Annotated in this window: 22 protein-coding genes and 1 riboswitch; of the genes, 16 read left to right on the forward strand and 6 right to left on the reverse strand. The window is 65.1% G+C overall.

Annotated features, from left to right (window positions below; genetic code table 11):
* The first annotated feature begins 157 nt into the window (after nt 1-157).
* Nucleotides 158-1,438 carry an MFS transporter gene (locus WHH00_RS01900; protein WP_406636062.1) on the forward strand — a complete coding sequence of 427 codons (1,281 nt, stop codon included), beginning with the start codon at nt 158-160 and terminating at the stop codon, nt 1,436-1,438.
* Nucleotides 1,439-1,489: 51 nt separating this feature from the next.
* Here WHH00_RS01900 and WHH00_RS01905 read toward each other — a convergent pair whose 3' ends face one another.
* Nucleotides 1,490-1,849 carry a VOC family protein gene (locus WHH00_RS01905; protein WP_406636064.1) on the reverse strand — a complete coding sequence of 120 codons (360 nt, stop codon included), beginning with the start codon at nt 1,847-1,849 and terminating at the stop codon, nt 1,490-1,492.
* Nucleotides 1,850-1,896: 47 nt separating this feature from the next.
* Between WHH00_RS01905 and WHH00_RS01910 the strand changes: the two genes are divergently transcribed.
* The 12 genes from WHH00_RS01910 (at nt 1,897) to WHH00_RS01965 (ending at nt 14,953) form a co-directional block, all read left to right on the forward strand.
* Nucleotides 1,897-2,220 carry a hypothetical protein gene (locus WHH00_RS01910; RefSeq protein WP_406636066.1) on the forward strand — a complete coding sequence of 108 codons (324 nt, stop codon included), beginning with the start codon at nt 1,897-1,899 and terminating at the stop codon, nt 2,218-2,220.
* Between the two features lie 122 nt (nt 2,221-2,342).
* A riboswitch (glycine riboswitch) is annotated at nt 2,343-2,440 on the forward strand.
* Nucleotides 2,441-2,600: 160 nt separating this feature from the next.
* On the forward strand, nt 2,601-5,453 hold the full coding sequence (gene gcvP / locus WHH00_RS01915; RefSeq protein ID WP_406636068.1) for an aminomethyl-transferring glycine dehydrogenase: 2,853 nt from the start codon (nt 2,601-2,603) through the stop codon (nt 5,451-5,453).
* A 10-nt stretch (nt 5,454-5,463) separates the two neighbouring features.
* Complete coding sequence (gcvT, locus tag WHH00_RS01920; RefSeq protein WP_406636070.1) at nt 5,464-6,597, forward strand: glycine cleavage system aminomethyltransferase GcvT; 1,134 nt, start codon at nt 5,464-5,466, stop codon at nt 6,595-6,597.
* A 245-nt stretch (nt 6,598-6,842) separates the two neighbouring features.
* On the forward strand, nt 6,843-7,226 hold the full coding sequence (gene gcvH / locus WHH00_RS01925; RefSeq protein ID WP_406636072.1) for a glycine cleavage system protein GcvH: 384 nt from the start codon (nt 6,843-6,845) through the stop codon (nt 7,224-7,226).
* 11 nt (nt 7,227-7,237) lie between these two features.
* On the forward strand, nt 7,238-8,551 hold the full coding sequence (gene glyA, locus WHH00_RS01930; RefSeq protein WP_406636073.1) for a serine hydroxymethyltransferase: 1,314 nt from the start codon (nt 7,238-7,240) through the stop codon (nt 8,549-8,551).
* Between the two features lie 161 nt (nt 8,552-8,712).
* A complete protein-coding gene (locus WHH00_RS01935; RefSeq protein ID WP_406636075.1) occupies nt 8,713-10,155 on the forward strand; it encodes an L-serine ammonia-lyase in 1,443 nt (480 codons plus the stop codon).
* Nucleotides 10,156-10,168: 13 nt separating this feature from the next.
* A complete protein-coding gene (gene lipA, locus WHH00_RS01940; protein WP_350005056.1) occupies nt 10,169-11,176 on the forward strand; it encodes a lipoyl synthase in 1,008 nt (335 codons plus the stop codon).
* 51 nt (nt 11,177-11,227) lie between these two features.
* Nucleotides 11,228-12,061 carry a methylenetetrahydrofolate reductase gene (locus WHH00_RS01945; protein ID WP_406636077.1) on the forward strand — a complete coding sequence of 278 codons (834 nt, stop codon included), beginning with the start codon at nt 11,228-11,230 and terminating at the stop codon, nt 12,059-12,061.
* On the forward strand, nt 12,051-13,526 hold the full coding sequence (cycA, locus tag WHH00_RS01950) for a D-serine/D-alanine/glycine transporter (RefSeq protein WP_350005060.1): 1,476 nt from the start codon (nt 12,051-12,053) through the stop codon (nt 13,524-13,526). The genes WHH00_RS01945 and cycA overlap by 11 nt, the downstream gene beginning before the upstream one ends.
* Nucleotides 13,527-13,546: 20 nt before the next feature.
* Nucleotides 13,547-14,443 (forward strand): formyltetrahydrofolate deformylase, encoded by an 897-nt coding sequence (gene purU, locus WHH00_RS01955; protein WP_406638464.1) that lies wholly within the window; start codon nt 13,547-13,549, stop codon nt 14,441-14,443.
* Nucleotides 14,444-14,448: 5 nt separating this feature from the next.
* Nucleotides 14,449-14,667 (forward strand): hypothetical protein, encoded by a 219-nt coding sequence (locus WHH00_RS01960; RefSeq protein WP_406636079.1) that lies wholly within the window; start codon nt 14,449-14,451, stop codon nt 14,665-14,667.
* A gap of 43 nt (nt 14,668-14,710) precedes the next feature.
* Nucleotides 14,711-14,953, forward strand: coding sequence for a hypothetical protein (locus WHH00_RS01965; RefSeq protein ID WP_350005067.1), 243 nt, complete (start codon nt 14,711-14,713; stop codon nt 14,951-14,953).
* A gap of 158 nt (nt 14,954-15,111) precedes the next feature.
* Here WHH00_RS01965 and WHH00_RS01970 read toward each other — a convergent pair whose 3' ends face one another.
* From WHH00_RS01970 to WHH00_RS01980, 3 genes are all read right to left on the reverse strand, one after another.
* Complete coding sequence (locus tag WHH00_RS01970) at nt 15,112-15,276, reverse strand: hypothetical protein (RefSeq protein WP_350005069.1); 165 nt, start codon at nt 15,274-15,276, stop codon at nt 15,112-15,114.
* Nucleotides 15,277-15,458: 182 nt separating this feature from the next.
* Nucleotides 15,459-15,881, reverse strand: coding sequence for a universal stress protein (locus WHH00_RS01975; RefSeq protein ID WP_406636082.1), 423 nt, complete (start codon nt 15,879-15,881; stop codon nt 15,459-15,461).
* 48 nt (nt 15,882-15,929) lie between these two features.
* Nucleotides 15,930-16,439 carry a hypothetical protein gene (locus WHH00_RS01980; protein ID WP_406636084.1) on the reverse strand — a complete coding sequence of 170 codons (510 nt, stop codon included), beginning with the start codon at nt 16,437-16,439 and terminating at the stop codon, nt 15,930-15,932.
* A 238-nt stretch (nt 16,440-16,677) separates the two neighbouring features.
* Between WHH00_RS01980 and WHH00_RS01985 the strand changes: the two genes are divergently transcribed.
* From WHH00_RS01985 to WHH00_RS01995, 3 genes are all read left to right on the forward strand, one after another.
* Complete coding sequence (locus WHH00_RS01985; RefSeq protein ID WP_350005074.1) at nt 16,678-17,886, forward strand: aspartate transaminase; 1,209 nt, start codon at nt 16,678-16,680, stop codon at nt 17,884-17,886.
* A 27-nt stretch (nt 17,887-17,913) separates the two neighbouring features.
* Nucleotides 17,914-18,591 carry a 4-carboxy-4-hydroxy-2-oxoadipate aldolase/oxaloacetate decarboxylase gene (locus WHH00_RS01990; RefSeq protein WP_231457132.1) on the forward strand — a complete coding sequence of 226 codons (678 nt, stop codon included), beginning with the start codon at nt 17,914-17,916 and terminating at the stop codon, nt 18,589-18,591.
* A gap of 96 nt (nt 18,592-18,687) precedes the next feature.
* The gene (locus WHH00_RS01995) at nt 18,688-19,413 is read left to right on the forward strand and encodes an AAA family ATPase (RefSeq protein ID WP_406636086.1); all 726 of its coding nucleotides are present in this window, start codon (nt 18,688-18,690) and stop codon (nt 19,411-19,413) included.
* A 29-nt stretch (nt 19,414-19,442) separates the two neighbouring features.
* On the opposite strand, the gene WHH00_RS02000 is transcribed toward WHH00_RS01995, so the two are convergent.
* Complete coding sequence (locus WHH00_RS02000; protein ID WP_406636088.1) at nt 19,443-19,673, reverse strand: hypothetical protein; 231 nt, start codon at nt 19,671-19,673, stop codon at nt 19,443-19,445.
* A gap of 132 nt (nt 19,674-19,805) precedes the next feature.
* The gene (locus WHH00_RS02005; RefSeq protein WP_406636090.1) at nt 19,806-20,726 is read right to left on the reverse strand and encodes a LysR substrate-binding domain-containing protein; all 921 of its coding nucleotides are present in this window, start codon (nt 20,724-20,726) and stop codon (nt 19,806-19,808) included.
* Nucleotides 20,727-20,991 lie beyond the last annotated feature (265 nt).

Here is a 20,991-nt window from a genome sequence, read left to right on the forward strand (position 1 = left end):
GATTAACCAGATTCCTATACGATCATTCCCCTGAAACCTTGCGCCTGGCCATCCCTGTGCCACTGCGCCCAAAGCCCGTCTTTACGTCAAAGGAGACCGTATGACTGCTCTAGGCAGTAGGCTTGCCCCCAAAACTTCCCCCAAGGCACCCCGCACCATGACCCGCAAACGATGGATGATCATCTGGCTCGCCTTCATCGGGCTGAGCATCAACTACCTGGACCGATCCAGCCTCAGCGTGGCCCTGCCCTTCATGGGTGAGGATTTCGAACTGACGGCAACCCAGCAGGGTCTTATCTTCGCCGCCTTCTTCTGGGCCTACGACTTCTGCCAGCTGGCCGCAGGCTGGTACGTGGACAAAGTGGGTCCGCGCCGGTCCTTCTCGCTCGCGGCAGTGTGGTGGTCCATCTTCACCATGGTCACGGCCGCCGCCACCAGCTTCTGGTCCCTCTTCGCCGCCCGGTTCCTGCTCGGCGTGGGCGAAAGCCCGGCCCCCAGTACCGCGGCAAAAGTGGTTGCCACCTGGTTCCCGGTCCGGGAGCGCGCCTTCGCCACCAGCATCTGGGATTCAGGCTCACGGGTAGGAGCTGTCATTGCCCTGCCGATCGTGACCCTGATTGTTGCCTTCACCTCGTGGCACGCCGTCTTCATCATTATCGGTATCGCCGGAATCATCTGGGCTGCCGTCTGGTGGAAGGTCTACCGGAGCCCGGAGGAACACCCGACGGCGGACGCGGCCGAGGTCGCCTACATCCGCGAAGGCGGCGCACGCAGCGCCGCCAGCGACGACGAGGGTGCAGCGAAGCTTCCGTGGCGCTCGCTGTTCAAGTACCGGACTGTCCTGAGCATGATGTTCGGCTTCTTCTGCCTCAACAGCGCCATCTACTTCTTCATCACCTTCTTCCCGAGCTACCTGGTAAAGGAGCGCGGTTTCGACCTGCTCAAGCTCGGCTTCTTCGGTGCCATCCCCGGAATCTGCGCCGTCCTGTTCGGCTGGCTGGCAGGCTACGTGGCGGACCGGGCCGTGCAGCGGGGAGTCTCCATTACCCGTGTACGCAAGACCGCCATCGCCGGCGGCCTGGCGGGCGGTTCGGTCATTATGTTCGCGGCCCTGGTGCCCGAGGCATGGATGGCGCTGGCTTTGCTGTCAGTGGCCTACTCCAGCCTGACGGTCGCAGCCACCGGCATCTGGTCGCTGCCTGCGGACGTGGCCCCGAGCTCCCGCCACGTGGGCTCCATCGGCGGGCTGCAGAACTTTGCCTCCAACCTTGCCGGCATCTTCACGCCCATCCTCATCGGTGTCCTGGTTGACCAGACCGGTTCCTTCGTGGCGCCGCTTGCCGTGATCGGCGGGGTGGCTCTGGTGGGCGCCGCCAACTACCTGTTCGTGATGGGCAAGATCGAACCACTGAAGGTGGCCGAACCCGCCAAGGTGTAAGTTCCTGACATTGCCAGACCCCGTAGCCCCGGCCGCACCTGCTGGCCGGGGCTACTGCGGGTTATGGGCGACAACGCAGAAGCGGTTTCCGTCGGGGTCGGCAAGGACAACGAAATCCGGGTCTTCGGGATACAGGTCCCAGTCGACCCGGGCCGCCCCGAGCGAGATCAGCCGTTCCACCTCTGCCTCCTGGTTGTCCGCATACAAATCCAGGTGGATGCGCGGGTGGTCCTGGGCAGGCGTCTTGCTCAACATCAGTGCCAGCTGCGCGCCGTGGCCCGACGCCGGAACCAGGGTTATCCAGGTCTCGTCACCGGGTTCACGCGGTACGTAGCCGAGGGCTGCGTGCCAGAAGGCGGTGGCGCGGGCGACGTCATTGACGCCGAGGACGGTGCTGCCGAGGGTCAACATGGGCCCAGCCTAATCCCGTCCTTGGAAGCCCGGCTAGACTCGCCTGCATGGGGGACAACAGCACGCCTGAAGAAAACAGCACCGAAGAACACGAACCGCGGAAACCCGCCCGGATACCGGGTGCGGTCCTGCCCATAGCCGGGCTCGTCATCCTGCTTGTGGGGTGCACGGTGGCCTGGCTCAACCGGAACACCTACATCGGCTGGTTCGCCTACGCGCCGCTGAGCAACCAGCCCTTCTCCGGCACAGGGATGGCCTTCCTCAGCCCGGGGACGCAGGCGGGCCTGGCAATCGCCGTCGTGGGCCTGCTGCTGCTCGCCTTTTGGGCCGGGTACAACATCGGCCGGAAAGCCAGCGGCCGGGAACAGTGACAAAGGGATGGCGACGGCGGCGCGTCCCGGCGTCGTAAGTCGCCTTAGGGGCCAGAAGTTTGGATCCAGGCACGGATCTTGGTATGGTGTGAGTCGTGTCACCCACCAGTGGCACACGCTTATGATCTGCGGCGGGAGAGTCCTGCCGGTACGTTCTGCAGGCGCCGTAGGAGCAAATCCTCCCCAGGAATCTCTCAGGCCCACGTACCGCCGCGGCAAGGCAACTCTGGAAAGCAGTCCGGGCAACCGGGCTCACCGACGGTGCAAGTGGCGCCCCGCTGAACAGCAGGGCAACGCAAAACTCTCAGGTCCAATACAGAGCGGGGAGGAACCCGAATCAAAGTGGCACCTTATGCCACCTGAATTATGGAGTTCCTCTCATGACGGTTCAATCGTCCCCAACCACCTTCGCTGACCGCCATATCGGCGCGCGCCGCCAGTCCGATATCGACACCATGCTCAAGGCCGTCGGCTACGACACCCTAGATGGCCTCGTGGACAGCGCGGTTCCGGATTCCATCCGCCAGGACAAGCCGCTCACCCTTGAGAGCGCCCTCAGCGAAGTCCAGGTCCTCGCCGAGCTCCGCAAGCTGGCCGGCAAAAACAAGATGGCCGTGCAGATGATCGGCCAGGGCTACTACGACACCGTGACCCCGCCGGTAATCCGCCGCAACATCCTTGAAGCCCCCGCCTGGTACACCGCCTACACCCCGTACCAGCCCGAGATTTCCCAGGGCCGGCTCGAGGCGCTGCTCAACTTCCAGACGATGGTGCAGGACCTCACCGCACTTCCGGTGGCCAACGCCTCACTCCTCGACGAAGCCACTGCCGTGGCCGAAGCCGTGCTTTTGATGCGCCGCGCGAACAAGAACAAGGCTGCGAAAGACGGCAAAACCGTCCTGGATGCCGACCTCCTCCCGCAGACCATCGCCATCGTGCTGGGCCGCGCCGAAGCCCTGGGCTTTGAGGTGGAAATCGCCGATCTCACCACGGGCCTGCCCGAGGGCGACATCAACGGCGTAGTCCTGCAGCAGCCGGGCGTCTCCGGCCGGGTCTGGGACCAGTCAGCCGTCATCGCCGGGGCCAAGGAACGCGGCGCACTGGTCACCGTCGCCGCCGACCTCCTGGCCCTCACCCTGATCACCCCGCCGGGCGAGCAGGGCGCGGACATCGCCGTCGGCTCCACCCAGCGCTTTGGCGTGCCGCTGTTCTTTGGGGGGCCGCACGCCGCCTACATGGCCGTCCGCGACGGCATGGAGCGCACCTTGCCGGGCCGTATCGTGGGTGTGTCCAAGGACAACGCTGGCGTCCCCGCCTACCGCCTGGCCCTGCAGACCCGCGAGCAGCACATCCGCCGCGAAAAGGCCACGTCCAACATCTGCACCGCGCAGGCCCTGCTGGCCATCGTCTCGTCCTTCTACGCCGTCTACCACGGCCCCGACGGGCTGAAGGCGATCGCCGAAACCGTCCACAACAACGCCCGCTCCCTGGCTGCGACGCTGAAGCATGCCGGCCGCGAACTGGTGTCCGAGTCCTTCTTCGACACCCTCACCGTCCGCGTGCCCGGCAAGGCCGCCAAGGTGATCACCGCCGCAGAGGCCCGCGGCATCAACCTGCGCCTCGTCGACGCGGACACAGTTGGCGTGTCCGTTGACGAAACCACGACGCCGGAGGTCCTCTCCGCGGTGGCGGTCGCCTTTGGCGCCGGCCCGGTTGTGTCCGGTGAGGGCTTTGAGCTGCCGGAGCCGGTGCTGCGCACCTCCACCTACCTGCAGCACCCGGTGTTCAACACCCACCGCTCCGAAACCCAGCTCCTGCGCTACATCCGCCGCCTCTCAGACCGGGACCTGGCGCTGGACCGCACCATGATCCCGCTGGGTTCCTGCACCATGAAGCTGAACGCCACGGCCGAGATGGAAGCGATCTCCTGGCCGGAGTTCGCCTCCATCCACCCGTTCGCCCCGGACTCCCAGACCGCCGGCTGGCGCGAACTGATTTCCGGCCTGGAAGCCGACCTCGCCGAAATCACCGGGTACGACCAGGTGTCCATCCAGCCCAACGCCGGATCCCAGGGTGAACTGGCCGGCCTGCTGGCGATCCGCGGCTACCACCACTCCCGCGGCGACCAGCAGCGCAACGTCTGCCTGATCCCCGCCTCGGCCCACGGCACCAACGCCGCGTCCGCTGTCCTCGCGGGCATGAAGGTTGTTGTGGTGGCCACCGCCGCCGACGGCACCATCAACCACGCGGACCTTGCTGCGAAGATCGAGGCACACAAGGATGTCCTCTCGGCGATCATGATCACCTACCCGTCCACCCACGGTGTGTACGACGCCGACGTCCGTGAGGTCTGCGATGCGATCCACGCCGCCGGGGGACAGGTGTACGTTGACGGAGCCAACCTGAACGCGCTCGTTGGCCTGGCGCAGCCGGGCAAGTTCGGCGGGGACGTGTCCCACCTGAACCTGCACAAGACTTTCTGCATCCCGCACGGCGGCGGCGGACCCGGCGTCGGACCGGTTGCAGCCAAGGCGCACCTGGCACCGTTCATGCCGGGCGACGCCAACAAGGCGGCCCATGAAGCCGGGCACGGTGTCGCGATCTCCGCTTCCCGCTTTGGCTCCGCGGGCGTGCTGCCGATTTCCTGGGCCTACGTGAAGCTGATGGGCGGCCAGGGCCTGACCGAGGCGACCAAGTCCGCGCTGCTGGCGGCCAACTACGTTGCCGCCCGCCTGGACGAGCACTTCCCGGTCCTCTACACAGGCGAAACCGGGCTGGTGGCGCACGAGTGCATCCTGGACCTGCGCGACCTGACGGCGCAGACGGGCGTCACAGCCGAGGACGTCGCCAAGCGCCTGATCGACTTCGGCTTCCACGCCCCCACGCTGTCCTTCCCGGTAGCGGGCACCCTGATGGTGGAGCCCACCGAATCCGAGGACCTCGCGGAGATCGACCGCTTCATCGAAGCCATGATCACCATCCGCAAGGAAATCGACCAGGTGGCCAACGGCGATTTCACCGTGACCAGCAGCCCGCTGCGCAACGCACCCCACACGGCCGCCGCCGTCGTCTCCTCCGATTGGGACCGGACGTACCCGCGCGAGCAGGCCGCCTTCCCGGTGGCTTCGCTGCGGCAGGACAAGTACTTCCCGCCCGTCGGCCGCATCGACGGTGCAGCAGGTGACCGCAACCTGGTGTGCTCCTGCCCTCCGCTTTCCGAGTTTGAGAACTAAGGATTTTCTGATGACTGAGAACTACACCGCGCTCTACGAGCAGCACAAAATCGCCGGCGCCTCCTTTACCGATTTCGGCGGCTGGCAGATGCCCCTGAAGTACAGCTCCGAACTGGCTGAACACCATGCCGTCCGTAACGCTGCAGGCCTGTTCGATCTCTCCCACATGGGCGAAGTCTGGGTCACCGGGCCGGACGCCGCAGCGTTCCTGGACTACGCCCTGGCCGGCAAGCTGTCCGCCGTCGCGGTTGGCAAGGCGAAGTACTCGCTGATCTGCCAGGAAGACGGGGGCATCATCGATGACCTGATCTCCTACCGGCGAGCGGAAGACAAGTACTTGGTGGTCCCCAACGCCGGCAACGCTGCGGTGGTCGCCGCCGCACTCGCCGAGCGGGCTGCGGGCTTCGACGTTGTTGTTGACGACGTCTCCGCCGAGACCTCCCTCATCGCGGTCCAGGGACCCAACGCCGAGGCCATCCTGCTGACGCTGGTTCCTGCCGAGCAGCACTCCCTGGTGACCGAGCTGAAGTACTACGCGGCCGTTGAGGTAGGTATCACCGTCAACGGCACCGTCCAGGACCTGCTCCTGGCCCGCACCGGCTACACAGGCGAGGACGGCTTCGAGATCTACGTCCCCAACGAGGACGCGGCCGGTTTGTGGGACGCGCTGCTGGAAGCCGGCGCCGGCCACGGGCTCATCCCCGCCGGCCTGGCCTGCCGTGACTCGCTTCGCCTGGAGGCCGGCATGCCGCTGTACGGCAACGAGCTTTCCCGCGGGGGCAACCCGTACGCCGCAGGACTGGGCCCGGTTGTCTCGCTCAAGAAGGAGTCCGACTTTGTGGGCAAGGCCGTGCTGGCCGAACTCAAGGAACTGGGTGCCGGCTCCACTTCCGGCCGCAGGCTCGTGGGCCTCAAGGGCCTGGGCCGCCGCGCCGGCCGCAGCCACTACCCGGTCCTCAAGGACGGCGTCGTCGTGGGCGAGGTGACCTCCGGCCAGCCTTCACCCACCCTTGGCTACCCGATCGCCCTGGCCTATGTCGACGTCGAACACTCCGAACCCGGCACCGCCCTGGACATCGACCTCCGCGGCAAGCCCGAGCCCTTCGAAGTAGTAGAGCTCCCGTTCTACAAGCGCCAGAAGTAAGTTTCGGGGCCGGGTTCGGGCTGGCAGACCGGACTTTTCACGCGTGCTGGCTCGTTCCTCGCCTTTGACGCACGCTTTCGAAAAGCCCGGCTCCGCCGGCCCTAGGACGCTCTCTCACTCAATGTCGGTTTTATCCGGACGCTCTCGCACTTGATGTGCGGTTTGACCGGACGCTCTCTCACTTGATGCGCGGTTTGACCGGATGCTCTCTCACTTTTCACACACCAGATTGAAGGAAACACACCATGGCAAAAGTTGTTGCTGAACTGAAGTACTCCGCCGAGCACGAATGGGTTGCTGCTGACGGATCCGGACCTGCCAACATCGGCATCTCCGCCGTGGCCGCCGAAGCCCTGGGCGACATCGTCTACGTGGACCTGCCCGAGGTTGGCTCCACGGTCACCGCGGGCGAGACCTGCGGCGAAGTAGAGTCCACCAAGTCCGTCTCGGACCTCTATGCCCCCGTCACGGGCGAGGTTGTGGAGATCAACGACGACGTCGTCTCCGACCCCGCGCTGATCAACAACGATCCCTACGGCGCCGGCTGGCTGTTCAAGGTGGCCGTCACCGAAGAAGGCCCGCTGCTGTCCGCCGAAGAGTACGCGGCAGCCAACGGCGGCGAACTGTGAGCGGCGCGGGCATGACCACAACAGCAGCCTTCGAGCAGGTGGTCTCCCCGTCCCTGGACGCGGACCTCTCCGCCCTGGACCCGGAGATCGCCGCGAAGATCGACGACGAGCTGACCCGCCAGCGCGACGGCCTGGAGATGATCGCCTCCGAGAACCACACCGCCGTCGCCGTCATGCAGGCCCAGGGTTCCGTGCTCACCAACAAGTACGCCGAGGGCTACCCGGGCAAGCGCTACTACGGCGGCTGCGAGCACGTTGACGTCATCGAACAGCTCGCCATTGACCGGATCAAGGCACTGTTCGGCGCCGAATTCGCCAACGTGCAGCCGCACTCCGGCGCGCAGGCCAACGCCTCGGTGATGCATGCGCTGATCAAGCCGGGCGACACCATCATGGGCCTGAACCTGGCCCACGGCGGACACCTCACGCACGGGATGAAGATCAACTTCTCCGGCAAGCTCTATAACGTGGTGCCGTACGGCGTCCGCGAGGACACCCACACCGTGGACATGGCCGAAGTGGAGCGCCTGGCCCAGGAGCACAAGCCGGCGCTGATCGTGGGCGGCTGGTCCGCCTATGCCCGGCAGCTGGACTTCCCCGAGTTCCGCCGCATCGCCGATTCCGTGGGCGCCTACCTGATGGTGGACATGGCGCACTTCGCCGGACTGGTTGCCGCCGGGCTCCACCCGTCACCGGTGCCGCATGCCCACGTCACCACGTCCACCACGCACAAGACCCTCGCCGGTCCGCGCGGCGGCATCATCCTGACGAACGACGCCGACATCGCCAAGAAGATCAACTCGGCTGTGTTTCCGGGCCAGCAGGGCGGCCCGCTGGAGCATGTCATTGCGGGCAAGGCCGTGGCGTTCAAGATCGCAGCGTCCGCCGAGTTCAAGGAGCGCCAGGAACGCGTCCTGGCCGGTGCCCGGATCCTGGCCGAACGCCTGGTCCAGCCGGACGTCACCGCCAAGGGAATCAGCGTGGTCTCCGGCGGCACCGACGTGCACCTGGTCCTGGTGGACCTGCGCAACTGTGAGCTGGACGGCCAGCAGGCCGAGGACCGGCTCGCGGAAATCGACATCACCGTCAACCGCAACGCCGTACCCTTCGACCCGCGCCCGCCCATGGTCACCTCCGGCCTGCGTATCGGCACCCCCGCCCTTGCCACCCGCGGGTTCGGCGAGGCTGCCTTCCGCGAGGTTGCGGACATCATCGCCGAGGCATTAACGGCCGACGCCGGCACGGACCTTTCCGGGCTGCGTCACCGCGTCGAGGAGTTGGCGAAGGCCCACCCCCTGTACCCGGGCGTAGCACCACTGTCCTAAGCCGTGCTCACCTTTGCCCGGTGGGACCGGCATCCTCCGCGTGCTCGGTCGCGAAGACGCCCGCTGAGCGGACGCGACGCTCCCTTAGACGCACGCTTCCGGATACCGGTCCCACAAGGGCACCGTTTCTCACCTTCTCCATCCAGTTAGGAAATACGCGCATGGCTGTTGGCGTCTTTGACCTTTTTTCCATCGGAATCGGGCCTTCGAGTTCGCATACCGTGGGGCCGATGCGGGCTGCTGCTGTGTTTGCGGAGGAGCTCAAGGCCTCCGGCATGCTGGCTGGGGTGGCGTCGTTGCGGGTGGATCTGTATGGGTCGTTGGCGGCGACGGGTCATGGGCATGGGACGATGACGGCGATCCTGTTGGGGTTGGAGGGGTTCCATCCGGAGTTGATCCTGCCCGATGAGGTGGAGGAACGCCTGGCCGCGATCGCCGAGACCGGGATGCTCCAGCTGGCCGGTGCGGTGGCGTTGCCGTACGGGGTGAAGGATATGGTGCTGCGGCCGTTGACCGTCCTGCCGCGGCACACGAACGGGATGACTTTTACGGTGTCCGACGCCGGTGGCCGGGTTCTGCATGCGGCGACATTCTTTTCGGTGGGTGGCGGGTTCATTGTCCGGGAGGGTGAGGAGGACGCCGCGCTGCAGGAGCTGGAGGAGTCCAAGAAGGAACTGCCGCTGCCGTTCCGGACCGCCGCCGAACTGCTGGAGCACTGCCGGGACACCGGTTTGGGCATCAGCGACGTGATGCGGGTCAACGAGGAAGACAGCCGCACCCCGGAGCAGATCCGGGAGGGCCTGCTGCACATCTACTCCGTGATGGAAGGGTGTGTGGCCACGTCCCTGAAGCGTGAGGGGGTGCTGCCGGGCGGGTTGAAGGTCCGACGGCGGGCGCCTGACTGGTATGACCGGCTGCGGAAGGAAAGCGCCCGGCCCGCCGGTGACAGCCAGGACGGTGAAGGCGCGGAGACCGAGTTCCATGACCCGAAGTATTGGCAGGAGTGGGTTAACTTGGTCGCCCTGGCGGTGAATGAGGAGAACGCCTCTGGCGGCCGGGTGGTCACGGCCCCGACGAACGGGGCGGCAGGGATCATCCCGGCGGTGCTGTATTACGCGCTGCATTTCGCGCCGGGGATGGAGAACGCCTCCCAGGAGGACCGGGATGACGTGGTGGTGAGGTTCCTGCTCGCCGCCGGTGCGGTGGGGGTGCTTTATAAGGAGCAGGCGTCTATTTCGGGGGCTGAGGTGGGCTGCCAGGGTGAGGTGGGCTCGGCGTCGTCGATGGCCGCCGCCGGGCTGGCTGAGGTGATGGGCGGGTCCCCGGCGCAGGTGGAGAACGCGGCGGAGATCGCGATGGAGCACAACCTGGGGTTGACGTGTGATCCGATCGGGGGTCTGGTCCAGATCCCGTGCATCGAACGCAACGCGATTGCCGCAGCCAAGGCGATCAATGCCGCAAAGATGGCGCTCTGGGGCGACGGGTCCCACCGCGTCTCCCTCGACGAGGTCATCATCACCATGCGCGAGACCGGCAAGGACATGAGCTCCAAATACAAGGAAACGGCCATGGGCGGCCTCGCCGTCAACGTCGTCGAATGCTGAAGGAAGTACAGAAATGACATTGGCACCTGAAGGCCGGAAGCTTTTGCGCGTTGAACAGCGTAATTCTGCTGTCCCGGTGGAGCGTAAGCCGGAGTGGATCAAGGCGAAGGTCCAGATGGGCCCGGAGTTCGTCCAGCTCAAGAACCTGGTCAAGAAAGAGGGCCTGCACACGGTGTGTGAGGAGGCCGGCTGCCCCAACATTTTCGAGTGCTGGGAGGACAAGGAAGCCACGTTCCTGATCGGCGGCTCGGAGTGCACCCGTAGGTGTGATTTCTGCCAGATCGATACCGGCAAGCCGTCCCCGGTGGACAGGTTCGAGCCCACCAAGGTGGCCCGCTCGGTGCAGGCGATGCAGCTGCGCTACGCCACGGTCACCGGGGTGGCCCGCGACGACCTCGAAGACGAGGGTGTGTGGCTGTACGCCGAGACGGTCCGGAAGATCCACGAGCTGAACCCCGGCACCGGCGTGGAACTGCTGATCCCGGACTTCTCCGGCAAACCCGAGCACATCGCCGCGATCTGCGATTCCAACCCCGAGGTCTTCGCGCACAACGTCGAGACCGTGCCGCGGATCTTCAAGCGGATCCGCCCGGCGTTCCGGTACGAGCGGTCCCTGGATGTGATCACGCAGGGCCGGAACCTGGGCATGGTGACCAAGTCCAACCTGATCCTGGGCATGGGCGAGACCCGAGAGGAGATCTCCGAGGCCCTGCGGGACCTGCACGAGGCCGGCTGCGACCTGATCACCATCACCCAGTACCTGCGCCCCAGTGAACGGCACCTGCCGGTGGACCGGTGGGTCAAGCCCCAGGAATTCGTGGACCTCCAGGACGAGGCCACCGAGATCGGGTTCCTCGGCGTGATGTCCGGGCCGCTGGTCCGTTCCTCCTACCGCGCCGGCCGGCTCTGGGCCACCGCGATGCGGAAGAAAGGCTGGGAAATCCCCGCCGAACTCGCCCACATCGAGTCCTCCGGCAGCACCCGCCAAGAAGCCAGCTCCCTGCTGGCCAACACTGCGTGAGGCGGAACAGCCAGCGCTGAAGCCCCCACACCCGAAGCAAAGACAGGACCAATGATGTTCCCCGTCAGAATCGAAATCATCCCTTCCGAGGGAATCGTTGAGCAGGTCCGGGCCCGGGTGTCCGCGGCCACGCCGCTCAGCGTCACCTGCCTGCCGAACCACGGCATCGAGCGGACCCTGCGCACCGCCGTGGAACTGAGCGACGCCGGCTACCAGGTGATCCCGCACCTCGCCGCCCGGGGCATCCGCAGCCGCGCGGAGCTCACCGAGATCATCCGCGGCTGCGATGCTGCGGGAATCCGTGAAGTCTTCGTCATTGGGGGAGACCGGAAGCAGCCCGCCGGCACGTACGACTCGGCGCTTCCGGTCCTTGAAGACATCGCCCAGTACACCGGCGGAATGATGCGCGTGGGCGTGGCGGGCTACCCGGAGGGCCACCCCTTGGTCAGCCCCCTGGACCTGCTGGACGGGCTGCAGGCCAAGCAGCACCTCGCCTCACACGTGGTCACGCAGATGTGCTTCTCAGCCGAAAAAATCCAAGACTACGCAGCGCTCCTGCGCCGCGAAGGCGTCCACCTGCCCCTCTGGGCGGGAGTCGCGGGGTCCGTCCCGCGGACCAAGCTGGTGGCACTCGCCACGCAGATCGGCGTCGGAAGTTCCCTGAAATTCCTCAGCCGCAAAGGTCCGCTGGCCCGAAAACTCCTCAGCGGCGACCGGTACTCCCCGGACTCCCTGGTGGCCGGGCTCGCAAACACGCCCGGCACCATCGCCGGCATCCACCTTTACAGCTTCAACAGCCTAGATTCCCTGCCCGCCGGGCCCGAACAGGCTTCCCCTTCCGCACTCCAGACAGCTTTGATCCGAGGAGCAGCACGTGACAACTAACCCTGTAAAAACTCACCAGGAGCCGCACCTGGAGCGGCAGCTCACCAACAGGCATATCCAGCTGATCGCCATTGGCGGCGCCATCGGCACCGGCCTGTTCATGGGCTCGGGCAAAACCATCTCCGCGGCCGGACCGTCCGTCATCTTCGTCTACATGATCATCGGCTTCATGCTGTTCTTCGTTATGCGTGCCATGGGCGAGCTGCTGCTAAGCAACCTGAACTACAAGTCCTTCAGCGACTTCGCGGCGGACCTCCTGGGGCCCTGGGCGGGCTTCTTCACGGGCTGGACCTACTGGTTCTGCTGGGTGATCACCGGCATCGCAGACGTGATTGCTATCGCCGGCTATTCCAAGGAACTCTGGCCGGGCCTGCCGCTGTGGATCCCGGGCCTGGCCACCGTGGCCATCCTCCTGCTCCTGAACCTGGTCACGGTGAAGGCCTTCGGCGAGACCGAGTTCTGGTTCGCCCTGATCAAAATCATTGCCATCGCGGCGCTGATCATCGTGGGCATGTTCATGATCTTCACGGGTTTCCAGTCCGACGCCGGCCCTGCCACCTTCACGAATTTGTGGAGCCACGGCGGGATGTTCCCGAACGAGTTCATGGGTTTTGTGGCCGGCTTCCAGATCGCGGTGTTCGCGTTCGTGGGCATTGAGCTCGTGGGCACCACCGCCGCCGAGGCGAAGGACCCGGAGAAGAACCTGCCCCGCGCCATCAACTCCATCCCCATCCGCGTGCTGCTCTTCTACGTGGGCGCCCTGATCATCCTGATGTCCGTCACCCCGTGGACGCAGTTCCAGGCAGGCCACAGCCCGTTCATCGCCATGTTCTCCCTGGCCGGCCTCGGTGCCGCCGCCACCGTGGTGAACCTGGTGGTGCTCAGCTCGGCCATGTCCTCGGCCAACTCGGGCATCTACTCCACCTCCCGCATGGTCTACGGCCTGGCACAGGAGGGGGACGCGCCGTCGGTCTTCCGCCACCTGTCCGCCCGCAAGGTGCCGCAGAACGCGCTGTTCCTCTCCTGCGTCCTGCTGCTTTCCGGCGTCATCCTGATGTACGCGGGCCAGGACATCGGCAAGGCCTTCGAAATGGTCACCACCGTCTCCGCCGTTTGTTTCGTGTTCGTCTGGTCGATCATCCTGGCCAGCTACCTGGCGTTCCGGCGCCGGCGCTCCCACCTGCACCAGGCGTCCAAGTACCGGATGCCGGGCGGGGTGCCGATGGTGTGGGTGGTGTTCGCGTTCTTCGCCTTCGTCCTGTGGGCGCTGACCACGCAGCCGGACACCCTGCTGGCGCTGCTGGTCACGCCGGTGTGGTTCCTCATCCTCGGTGCCGCGTGGCTGGTGCTGCGCCGCCGCCCCGCGCACCTGGCCCGGTATGCCACGTTCAAGTCCGAGCTGGCGCAGGATTTGGATTCCGAAGCTTCGGCCATTGGCCGCGACCTTGATGGAGCCAAAAAGTGAGTACAACCGTGGAAACGACCCTGCCAACCCCCGCCGCTGGTGCCTTGACGCAGGAGCCGGCTACCGCCGTCGAGCACGTCCTGACGGTTGATTGCGTGGAATCGCCCGGGATTGTGCACGCGGTCTCGGAATTCCTGCTGCAGCAGGGCTGCGACATCATCGACATCAAGCAGTACGGGGACAAGGCGCAGGGGCACTTCTTCATGCGCGTGCACTTCGCGTCAGCGCAGGAACTGCAGAGCACCGAAGACCTGCGCCGCGGCTTCACGCCTGTGGCGGAGAAGTGGAAGATGAACTGGCAGCTGGAGCCGCACGGCCGGAAGCGCCGGGTCCTGGTGATGGTGTCCAAGATGGGCCACTGCCTCAACGACCTGCTGTTCCGCGCACGCACCGGAGATATCCCGGTGGAGATCGTCGCCGTCGTCTCCAACCACCGTGAGCAGGAGGGCCTGGTCCAGTGGCACGGCATCCCGTTCTTCCACGTGCCGGTCACCAAGGACACCAAGGCCGTCGCCGAAGCCCGGCTCCTGGAGCTGGTGGACGAGTTCGACGTGGAACTGGTGGTCCTGGCCCGGTACATGCAGGTGCTCAGCGACGAGCTGTCCGCTAGGCTCGCGGGCAAGACCATCAACATCCACCACTCGTTCCTGCCGAGCTTCAAGGGCGCGAAGCCCTACCACCAGGCGTACGAGCGCGGCGTGAAGACGGTGGGCGCCACGGCGCACTACGTCAACGCGGAGCTGGATGAGGGGCCGATCATCTCCCAGCAGGTCATCGAGGTGGACCACACGTACACGGCCGATGACCTGGTGGCCGTGGGCCGGGACGCGGAATGCGTGGCACTCCGGAACGCAGTCCGCTGGCACTGCGAGGGCAGGATCCTGCTTCTGGGCAACCGGACCGTGGTCCTGCGGTAGGCGCCATGAAACCGAGCGAACCAGACAGCTGGCGGCGGGTGTCCTGGAACGCGCTGCCCGCGGGCCAGCCGGTGCGCCTCTCGCAGGACGGGCAGGCCATCGGCTGCGGCGTGGTGGACGGGACCACGCCGGACGGCTCCATCATCTGGGTGGTCCTGGACGGCTGGCGCGAGCGCCGGATGTTCCACCGGGAGGACTTCGTCAAGGTGGAGATCGAGGGCTAGGCACGGCTGTTGACCACTCCCGCGCAACCGGCAACGATGAAGTATGACTGACACCGGAGCTGAAACCGCAGGTGCCCCTTCTGGCAACGATGGCGCGGAGGAGGTTGCTGGCGTGGAGACGGCGGAGAGCATCGCGGACGAGATCCGTGACGAGATCCGGCTGGGCCACGTACAGGACGACGTAAGCCACGTGCTCGAGGAACGCTTCGACGAGGCGGGCATCAGGCTGCGTCCCGAGGCCGTGGATGACCTCGCCGAGGAAATCGAGAAGGACGCCTCAACCTAGGTTTCCCGGCGCGGAGGCGTGCGGGCCGGAAACGGCAGGCAACAACCTGGATCAGTGCGCTGGCCGTGTTGGGCGCATGGCTCCCAAACCCCTTGCCGGGTAGTCATACCGGTGATCCAGGTGGCCCGCACTTCGCAGCGGCCGGTCCTTGGAATTTCCTACGGCCAGTCGGCCAGCCTGAACGGGACGGGCTGCCGGATGCCGAGCAGGAGGTCGCCGGTCCACTCGGCCACTGTGCGCTGCCGGCCCTCCAGCGGATCCGAAATGTCAGGTTGCTGAACATCCTCGCGGGCCGTCTGCGTACCGTCGTCCGAGCGTTCCATAGATCCCCCTTGGTGTGCTTGTGGAGTCAACGGTAGGCAGGCCCGGGCGGCAACGGAAGAGGGTTTATCTATCGACGGGATAAACTTGGGAAATCTTGATCAATAGGCGCATAAAGCAAGCGGGCGACGGCGGGAGGTCCCGCCGTCGCCTGCTGTCCTTTTGCCCCGCCAGGGGAGGCGAATTAGTCGTCGTACGTGTTGGCGATGTAGACATCGCAGGGCGCGTTGTGCGCCACGCTGTTGGCCACGCTGCCGAGGAGTCGGCCGATACCGCGCATGCGCCGGTTGCCGACGACGATCAGCCGGGCGTCGAGGCGCATGGCTTCCTTGATGAGGGCGTCGGCGGGCTTCCCGCGGGCGGCGAAGTAGCTGATCTCCACTCCCGGCCGCGACTCGCCGAGGGACTTCGCGACTGTTTCGGCGGCTTCGGAATTCCAGACCTTCACTTCATCCGAGCCGACGCCGAAGGTTTCGGACCGGTCCACGTCGAACGCGGTGACGATGTGGAGGGAACCTCCCAGCGACTTCGCAAGTCCCAGCGCCACTTCCGCAGCCTTCCGTGCCGACGGGCTGCCGTCCACACCCACAACAACTACTCCGCTCATACTGTGCTCCTTCGCTCTGTGTCCGTGGTTCAACGTCCACTGGCCAGTCTAGAGAAGTCCGGGCTGAAGACCCCACGTCATTTTGCGGATGTCCCCACTTTGTAGTGCGGTGAGCGCAGCGAGCTCGAAGTCATCCATGACGCCGAGGCGGCGCGCAGCCGCCAGGAGGCTAAGCCGCCGCTCCTCCAGGGCAGCTTTCGCTTCCTCCAGTTCAGCGAGCTCGGACTTCAGCGCTGCGATGACAGCCAACTGCTGCTCCGGGTGCGTCCCGGAGGGCAGCAGGTCATCAAAAGACAGGCCGATGGTGCGGATGGTCCAGCGGGAAAGTCCGCTTGCCTCGGCCAGGCGCGTCACCTTCATCCCGTCGCGGAGGGCCTGCGCGATGTGCTGGTTCAGGCGCACAGACAGGGGGCGGCTGCTGCTGGCGTTGAAGGCGATCCGCTGCCGGTTCGCTTTGAGCAGCCTGCGGAGCTTGTCCGCCTGCCGGGCGGCCGGGTCGGGTTTCGGCGTTCCGCGGTAGCGGTAGTAACCGGAATCGTCCTGGTGCGTAATGCTCACGATCACTCCTCGGTTCGGTTTCCCGTTAAACGGGCCGGCGTACCTAGAAGGCTAGGCAGCCAGGCGTCCGCGCCGGAAATACCAATAGTGAGTGGACCCATAACCGGAAACTGTGGGTGCGCCAGCCATAAGGGACGCTTATCCGTCCACGCACTTTAGGTCTTATCCATGGCAGCGGGATTTCCCTAGTCTCGAAGGAAACGAGTGCCGCTCGCTCCTGACTCCCTAGGAAGAGACCATGTCTGAATTTGTACCTGCCTCGCGGGTTTCCCGCATCAAGTCCTCGGCCAGCGTGGCCGCTGCGGCCCGGGTGCGTGAGCTGAAGGCGGAAGGACGCCGCATCCTTGACCTGACAGTCGGCGAGCCGGACTTCGACACCCCGGAACACATCAAGGCGGCCGCCGTGGAGGCCATCACCCGCGGCGAAACCAAGTACACGTCCGTCACCGGAACTCCTGCACTGCAGCAGGCCATCCTCAAAACCCTCGAACTGCGCAGCGGCCTGCGTTACACCCCTGCTGAAATCACCATCGGCGGGGGAGCCAAGCAGGTCATCTTCACCGCTTTCATGGCCTCCCTCAACGCCGGTGACGAAGTGATTGTCCCCGCTCCCTACTGGGTTTCCTACCCGGACATGGTGCTTGCCAACGACGGCACTCCCGTCGTGGTTCCCTGCGGCGAGGACTCCGGATTCAAGCTCACACCCGAGGCGCTGGCCGGTGCCATTACCGGGCGGACCAAGTGGGTCATCCTGAACGCACCGTCCAACCCCACCGGCGCCGTCTACTCCCGGCCGGAACTGCGGGCGCTCGCCGATGTCCTTGTCGGCCACCCGCACGTCGCTGTCCTCGCGGATGAAATCTACGACCAGATCTATTTTGGCGACGGCAAGCTCGCCAGCCTGGTGGAGGTGGCACCGGAACTCAAGGACCGCGTCCTGGCCGTCAATGGCGTGTCCAAGGCCTACGCCATGACCGGCTGGCGGTTGGGCTACGCTGCCGGGCCGGCGCCGCTGATTGCCGCCATCAACAAGCTGCAGTCGCAGATTTCCTCCTGCCCGTCTTCGGTGAGCCAGGCCGCCGCTGCTGCTGCCCTCACGGGCAGCCAGGACTTCGTCCGGGACAGCGTGGAGACCTACCGCAAGCGGCGGGACACCGCCGTCGCTGCCCTGAACGCCGTTGACGGCCTGTCATGCACGACGCCGGAGGGTGCCTTCTACACGTACGTGAACTGTGCGGGGGTCATCGGCAAGACGACGCCCGAGGGCCAGGCCATCCACAACGACCAGGACTTCACCCTATACCTGCTTGATGCCGCCTCCGTAGCCGTGATCCAGGGCTCTGCCTACGGCCTGGGCCCGTACTTCCGGATCTCCTACGCCACCAGCCTGGACATCATCGAGGAATCCATCGCCGCCATCGACAAGGCCGTCCAGGCCCTCAACTGATCCAACCCCACCGAAGGAAATTAAGCCGTGATCCACGTCAAAACCACCATCGACCGCCCCAGCGCCGACGCCGTCAGCCGGCTCGCGAAGTTCTCGTCAGCAACCATTCATGAGGCACAGGGCCGTAAGGGCGCACTGAGCTCCCGCATCAAGCCCATCGATAGGGCCATGTCCTTCTGCGGTCCAGCCACCACCGTCCGCTGCGCTCCCAGGGACAATCTGATGCTGCAGGTGGCGATCCACTACGCGCAGCCCGGGGACGTTATTTTGGCCTCCGCGGGGGAGTACGAAGAAGCCGGGACCTTTGGCGACGTCCTGGGGAACGCCATGAAGGCCAAGGGCCTGGCCGGGCTTGTGACGGACTCCGGTGTCCGCGACACCCAGGACCTTATTGAACTGGGCCTGCCCGTGTTCTCCGGCAGCGTGTCCATCAAGGGCACGGTTAAAGAGACCATCGGCCCCATCAACCACCCGGTGGTCTTTGGCGATGAGATCATCTATCCCGGTGACGTCCTGCGAGGGGACGCCGATGGTGTGGTGGTGGTCCGCAAGGACGAGATCGAGGAGGTCATCCGCCTCTCGCAGGAACGGGATGACGCCGAGCGTGAGCTCATTGGCCTGTACAAAGCCGGCGGCACCACCATCGACCTCTGCAACCTCACGGATGTCCTGAAGGCCAAGGGACTGCTGGTGGAACAGCCCTAGCAGCCCGATTGGAGCGGAGTCCACGCGCGAGCCGCCGGCCCGATTTGCGGCCTGCGGCTCGCGCTTCCCCGCCGCGACGGCTGCGAGAATGGACGAATGGCCCTCGACAGATATCCGATCCGCCGGCTGGAAGAGGACCCTTCCAACGTCCTGGACCGCCGGAAGTGGCCGGCAGTCCTGCCGCCCGTGGCGCAGGTACTGGAAGACGGGCTCGACCTGACGCCAGCCACCGTCCTGGTGGGCGAGAACGGGTCAGGGAAATCAACGATCGTGGAAGCTATAGCCCTGGCGTATGGCTTGTCTCCCGAAGGCGGCTCATCCGGCGCGCGACACAGCACCCGGGCCAGTGAATCGCTGCTGGCCGATCACCTGCAGCTTGTCAGGAACGCGGGCACCACCAGGCGCGGGTACTTCCTGCGGGCCGAAACAATGCACGGATTCTTTACGTACCTGGAGAAAAATCCCAGCACCTCGGGCCGCGACGACGTCCGCTTCCACGACATGTCCCACGGGGAGTCATTCCTGGAACTTGCCGTCAACAGATTCCGTGGGCGGGGTCTTTGGGTGCTCGATGAGCCGGAGTCCGCGTTGTCCTTCAGCGGTTGCCTGAGCCTCCTCGGTGTCCTGAAGGATCTCTTGGCGTCCGGGGAATCCCAGGTCATCATGTCCACGCACTCGCCTCTTCTGGCGGCCCTTCCGGGGGCCCGGATCCTGGAGGTTGGGCCATGGGGATTGCGGCCCCAAAACTGGGAAGAGCTGGACCTGGTGGACAGTTGGCGCGCATTTCTTGATGCGCCGCAGCGGTACCTCCGGCACCTCTAGTCCTGGCCGCAGCAGAACCAGCATGGGGCCTACTGTGCTGGCAGCGGATACTCCGGGGGACCGAATGACGGATCCTCCAGGTACCACACGGTGGACCCCCTGCCGCCGGCTGGCATGATGCTGCCTTCGAACACAAAAACAGGCTCAACAGAGCGGTCCTCGGGCCGCCAAAAACCATTGGCGGGGCAGTGGAATCCGGTTTTTGCCATCAATCCCAGGCTTTTACCCGATTTTCTGCCCAAGGTGTTTATCTTTTTCACGGCGTGCTCCCATTGATCCGCATAAGAATTAATTCGCCGTAATTGCCCGGCTTTTCTTAGATTCTAGGATCGGGGGAGTGGGAATACTAAGACCAATGATGAGTGACGCGATAAGCGGAAGCTATGGACCCGCTACCGTGAATATGTGCTGCTGAGCATTTCCTGCAGCATTTCCTTCACAACGAGCAGGACCGCGGACGCCGCCTCGGACAGCGGATCATGGTCCGGGGTGCACAGCGCAATCTTGCACTGCAGTGCCGGATCCACAATGCGCAGCACCTGGAAGTCTTCCTCGTGGAACAGGGCGTCAGCAGCCGACTTGGGCATGATGGTGGCACCGAGATCGGCGCGCAGCAGCCGGGTAAGGGAGGGGACGGACTCCACCTCGCCCACCAGCCGGAGCTTCAGGTCCTTGCTCGCCAAACCGGCCTCCACTGCCTGGCGCAGGGTGTGGATCTGCTCGGGCAGGAACAGCCCGTGGCGGGCCACCTCCTCAAGGGTGATACCGCCGTCCGCCTGCTGCACCCCGGCGCGGTTTGCGTTGACCACGAAGTGCAGGTCCTCCACGATCATCGTGGTGAACTGCACGCCGCGAATGGGGCCGGGCTCGTAGATGAGGGCCATGTCCAGGCGGCCGTTCTTGATGGCTTCACTGAGCACTCCGCCGTAGATTTCCGTCACGTGCAGGACGATGTCCGGGTACCGGCTGGCCACCTCGCTGATGATCCGCGGCGTCAGGCTTGAGGCCATGCTGTAGGGCGCAATCGCAATGGACACGCGCCCGGACGGTGCTGCCCCTGACTTGGCGACGTCCTGCCGGGCCTGGTCCACCAGCCGCAGGATGGATTGGGCATGGCGGTACAGCGTGTGTCCGGCGGCGGTGGGCTTGACGCCCTGCTTGCTGCGGATCAACAGGCGCTGCTTGAGATCATTCTCAAGGGCTGAAACCTGCTGGCTCAGGGCAGGCTGGGCCACGTGCAGCGCCGCCGCGGCCTTGGTGATGCTGCCGGAATCCACAATCTGCACGAAGTACGCAAGCTTCCGCGTATCCATGGCCGCCTTCTCTCTTCGCCGCGTCCTGAACCATAACCGGATGCTATGGAGGGATATGCAACTGGTCTTTGTGTGATGCACATCTCTGACACTAGGTTGAATCCGGAACGCTATTTCATTAGCAATACATTCTACCCCGGCCAGGCATGCGATTTAACGATGACGTCAGACGCATTCTGCATAAATGCGGTGTTTACCGGGATAGGCGTTTTCTTTTACATATCCGAAATATGCACTCAATAGCTTCAGGGCATCCAAGAATCCG

Source organism: Pseudarthrobacter quantipunctorum, from assembly GCF_045291495.1.
GTDB classification, from domain to species: Bacteria; Actinomycetota; Actinomycetes; order Actinomycetales; family Micrococcaceae; genus Arthrobacter; species Arthrobacter quantipunctorum.

Bases quoted from the DNA above. Each gene is read 5' to 3' on its own strand.
- WHH00_RS01935 (WP_406636075.1), top strand. From the start codon at position 8,713: ATGGCTGTTGGCGTCTTTGACCTTTTTTCCATCGGAATCGGGCCTTCG.
- WHH00_RS01945 (WP_406636077.1), top strand. From the start codon at position 11,228: ATGATGTTCCCCGTCAGAATCGAAATCATCCCTTCCGAGGGAATCGTT.
- WHH00_RS01975 (WP_406636082.1), bottom strand. From the start codon at position 15,881: ATGAGCGGAGTAGTTGTTGTGGGTGTGGACGGCAGCCCGTCGGCACGG.
- gcvH (WP_406636072.1), top strand. From the start codon at position 6,843: ATGGCAAAAGTTGTTGCTGAACTGAAGTACTCCGCCGAGCACGAATGG.
- WHH00_RS01970 (WP_350005069.1), bottom strand. From the start codon at position 15,276: ATGGAACGCTCGGACGACGGTACGCAGACGGCCCGCGAGGATGTTCAG.
- gcvP (WP_406636068.1), top strand. From the start codon at position 2,601: ATGACGGTTCAATCGTCCCCAACCACCTTCGCTGACCGCCATATCGGC.
- WHH00_RS01905 (WP_406636064.1), bottom strand. From the start codon at position 1,849: ATGTTGACCCTCGGCAGCACCGTCCTCGGCGTCAATGACGTCGCCCGC.
- lipA (WP_350005056.1), top strand. From the start codon at position 10,169: ATGACATTGGCACCTGAAGGCCGGAAGCTTTTGCGCGTTGAACAGCGT.
- glyA (WP_406636073.1), top strand. From the start codon at position 7,238: ATGACCACAACAGCAGCCTTCGAGCAGGTGGTCTCCCCGTCCCTGGAC.
- WHH00_RS01900 (WP_406636062.1), top strand. From the start codon at position 158: ATGACCCGCAAACGATGGATGATCATCTGGCTCGCCTTCATCGGGCTG.
- WHH00_RS01910 (WP_406636066.1), top strand. From the start codon at position 1,897: ATGGGGGACAACAGCACGCCTGAAGAAAACAGCACCGAAGAACACGAA.
- WHH00_RS01995 (WP_406636086.1), top strand. From the start codon at position 18,688: ATGGCCCTCGACAGATATCCGATCCGCCGGCTGGAAGAGGACCCTTCC.
- WHH00_RS02005 (WP_406636090.1), bottom strand. From the start codon at position 20,726: ATGGATACGCGGAAGCTTGCGTACTTCGTGCAGATTGTGGATTCCGGC.
- WHH00_RS01960 (WP_406636079.1), top strand. From the start codon at position 14,449: ATGAAACCGAGCGAACCAGACAGCTGGCGGCGGGTGTCCTGGAACGCG.
- WHH00_RS01985 (WP_350005074.1), top strand. From the start codon at position 16,678: ATGTCTGAATTTGTACCTGCCTCGCGGGTTTCCCGCATCAAGTCCTCG.
- gcvT (WP_406636070.1), top strand. From the start codon at position 5,464: ATGACTGAGAACTACACCGCGCTCTACGAGCAGCACAAAATCGCCGGC.
- WHH00_RS01965 (WP_350005067.1), top strand. From the start codon at position 14,711: ATGACTGACACCGGAGCTGAAACCGCAGGTGCCCCTTCTGGCAACGAT.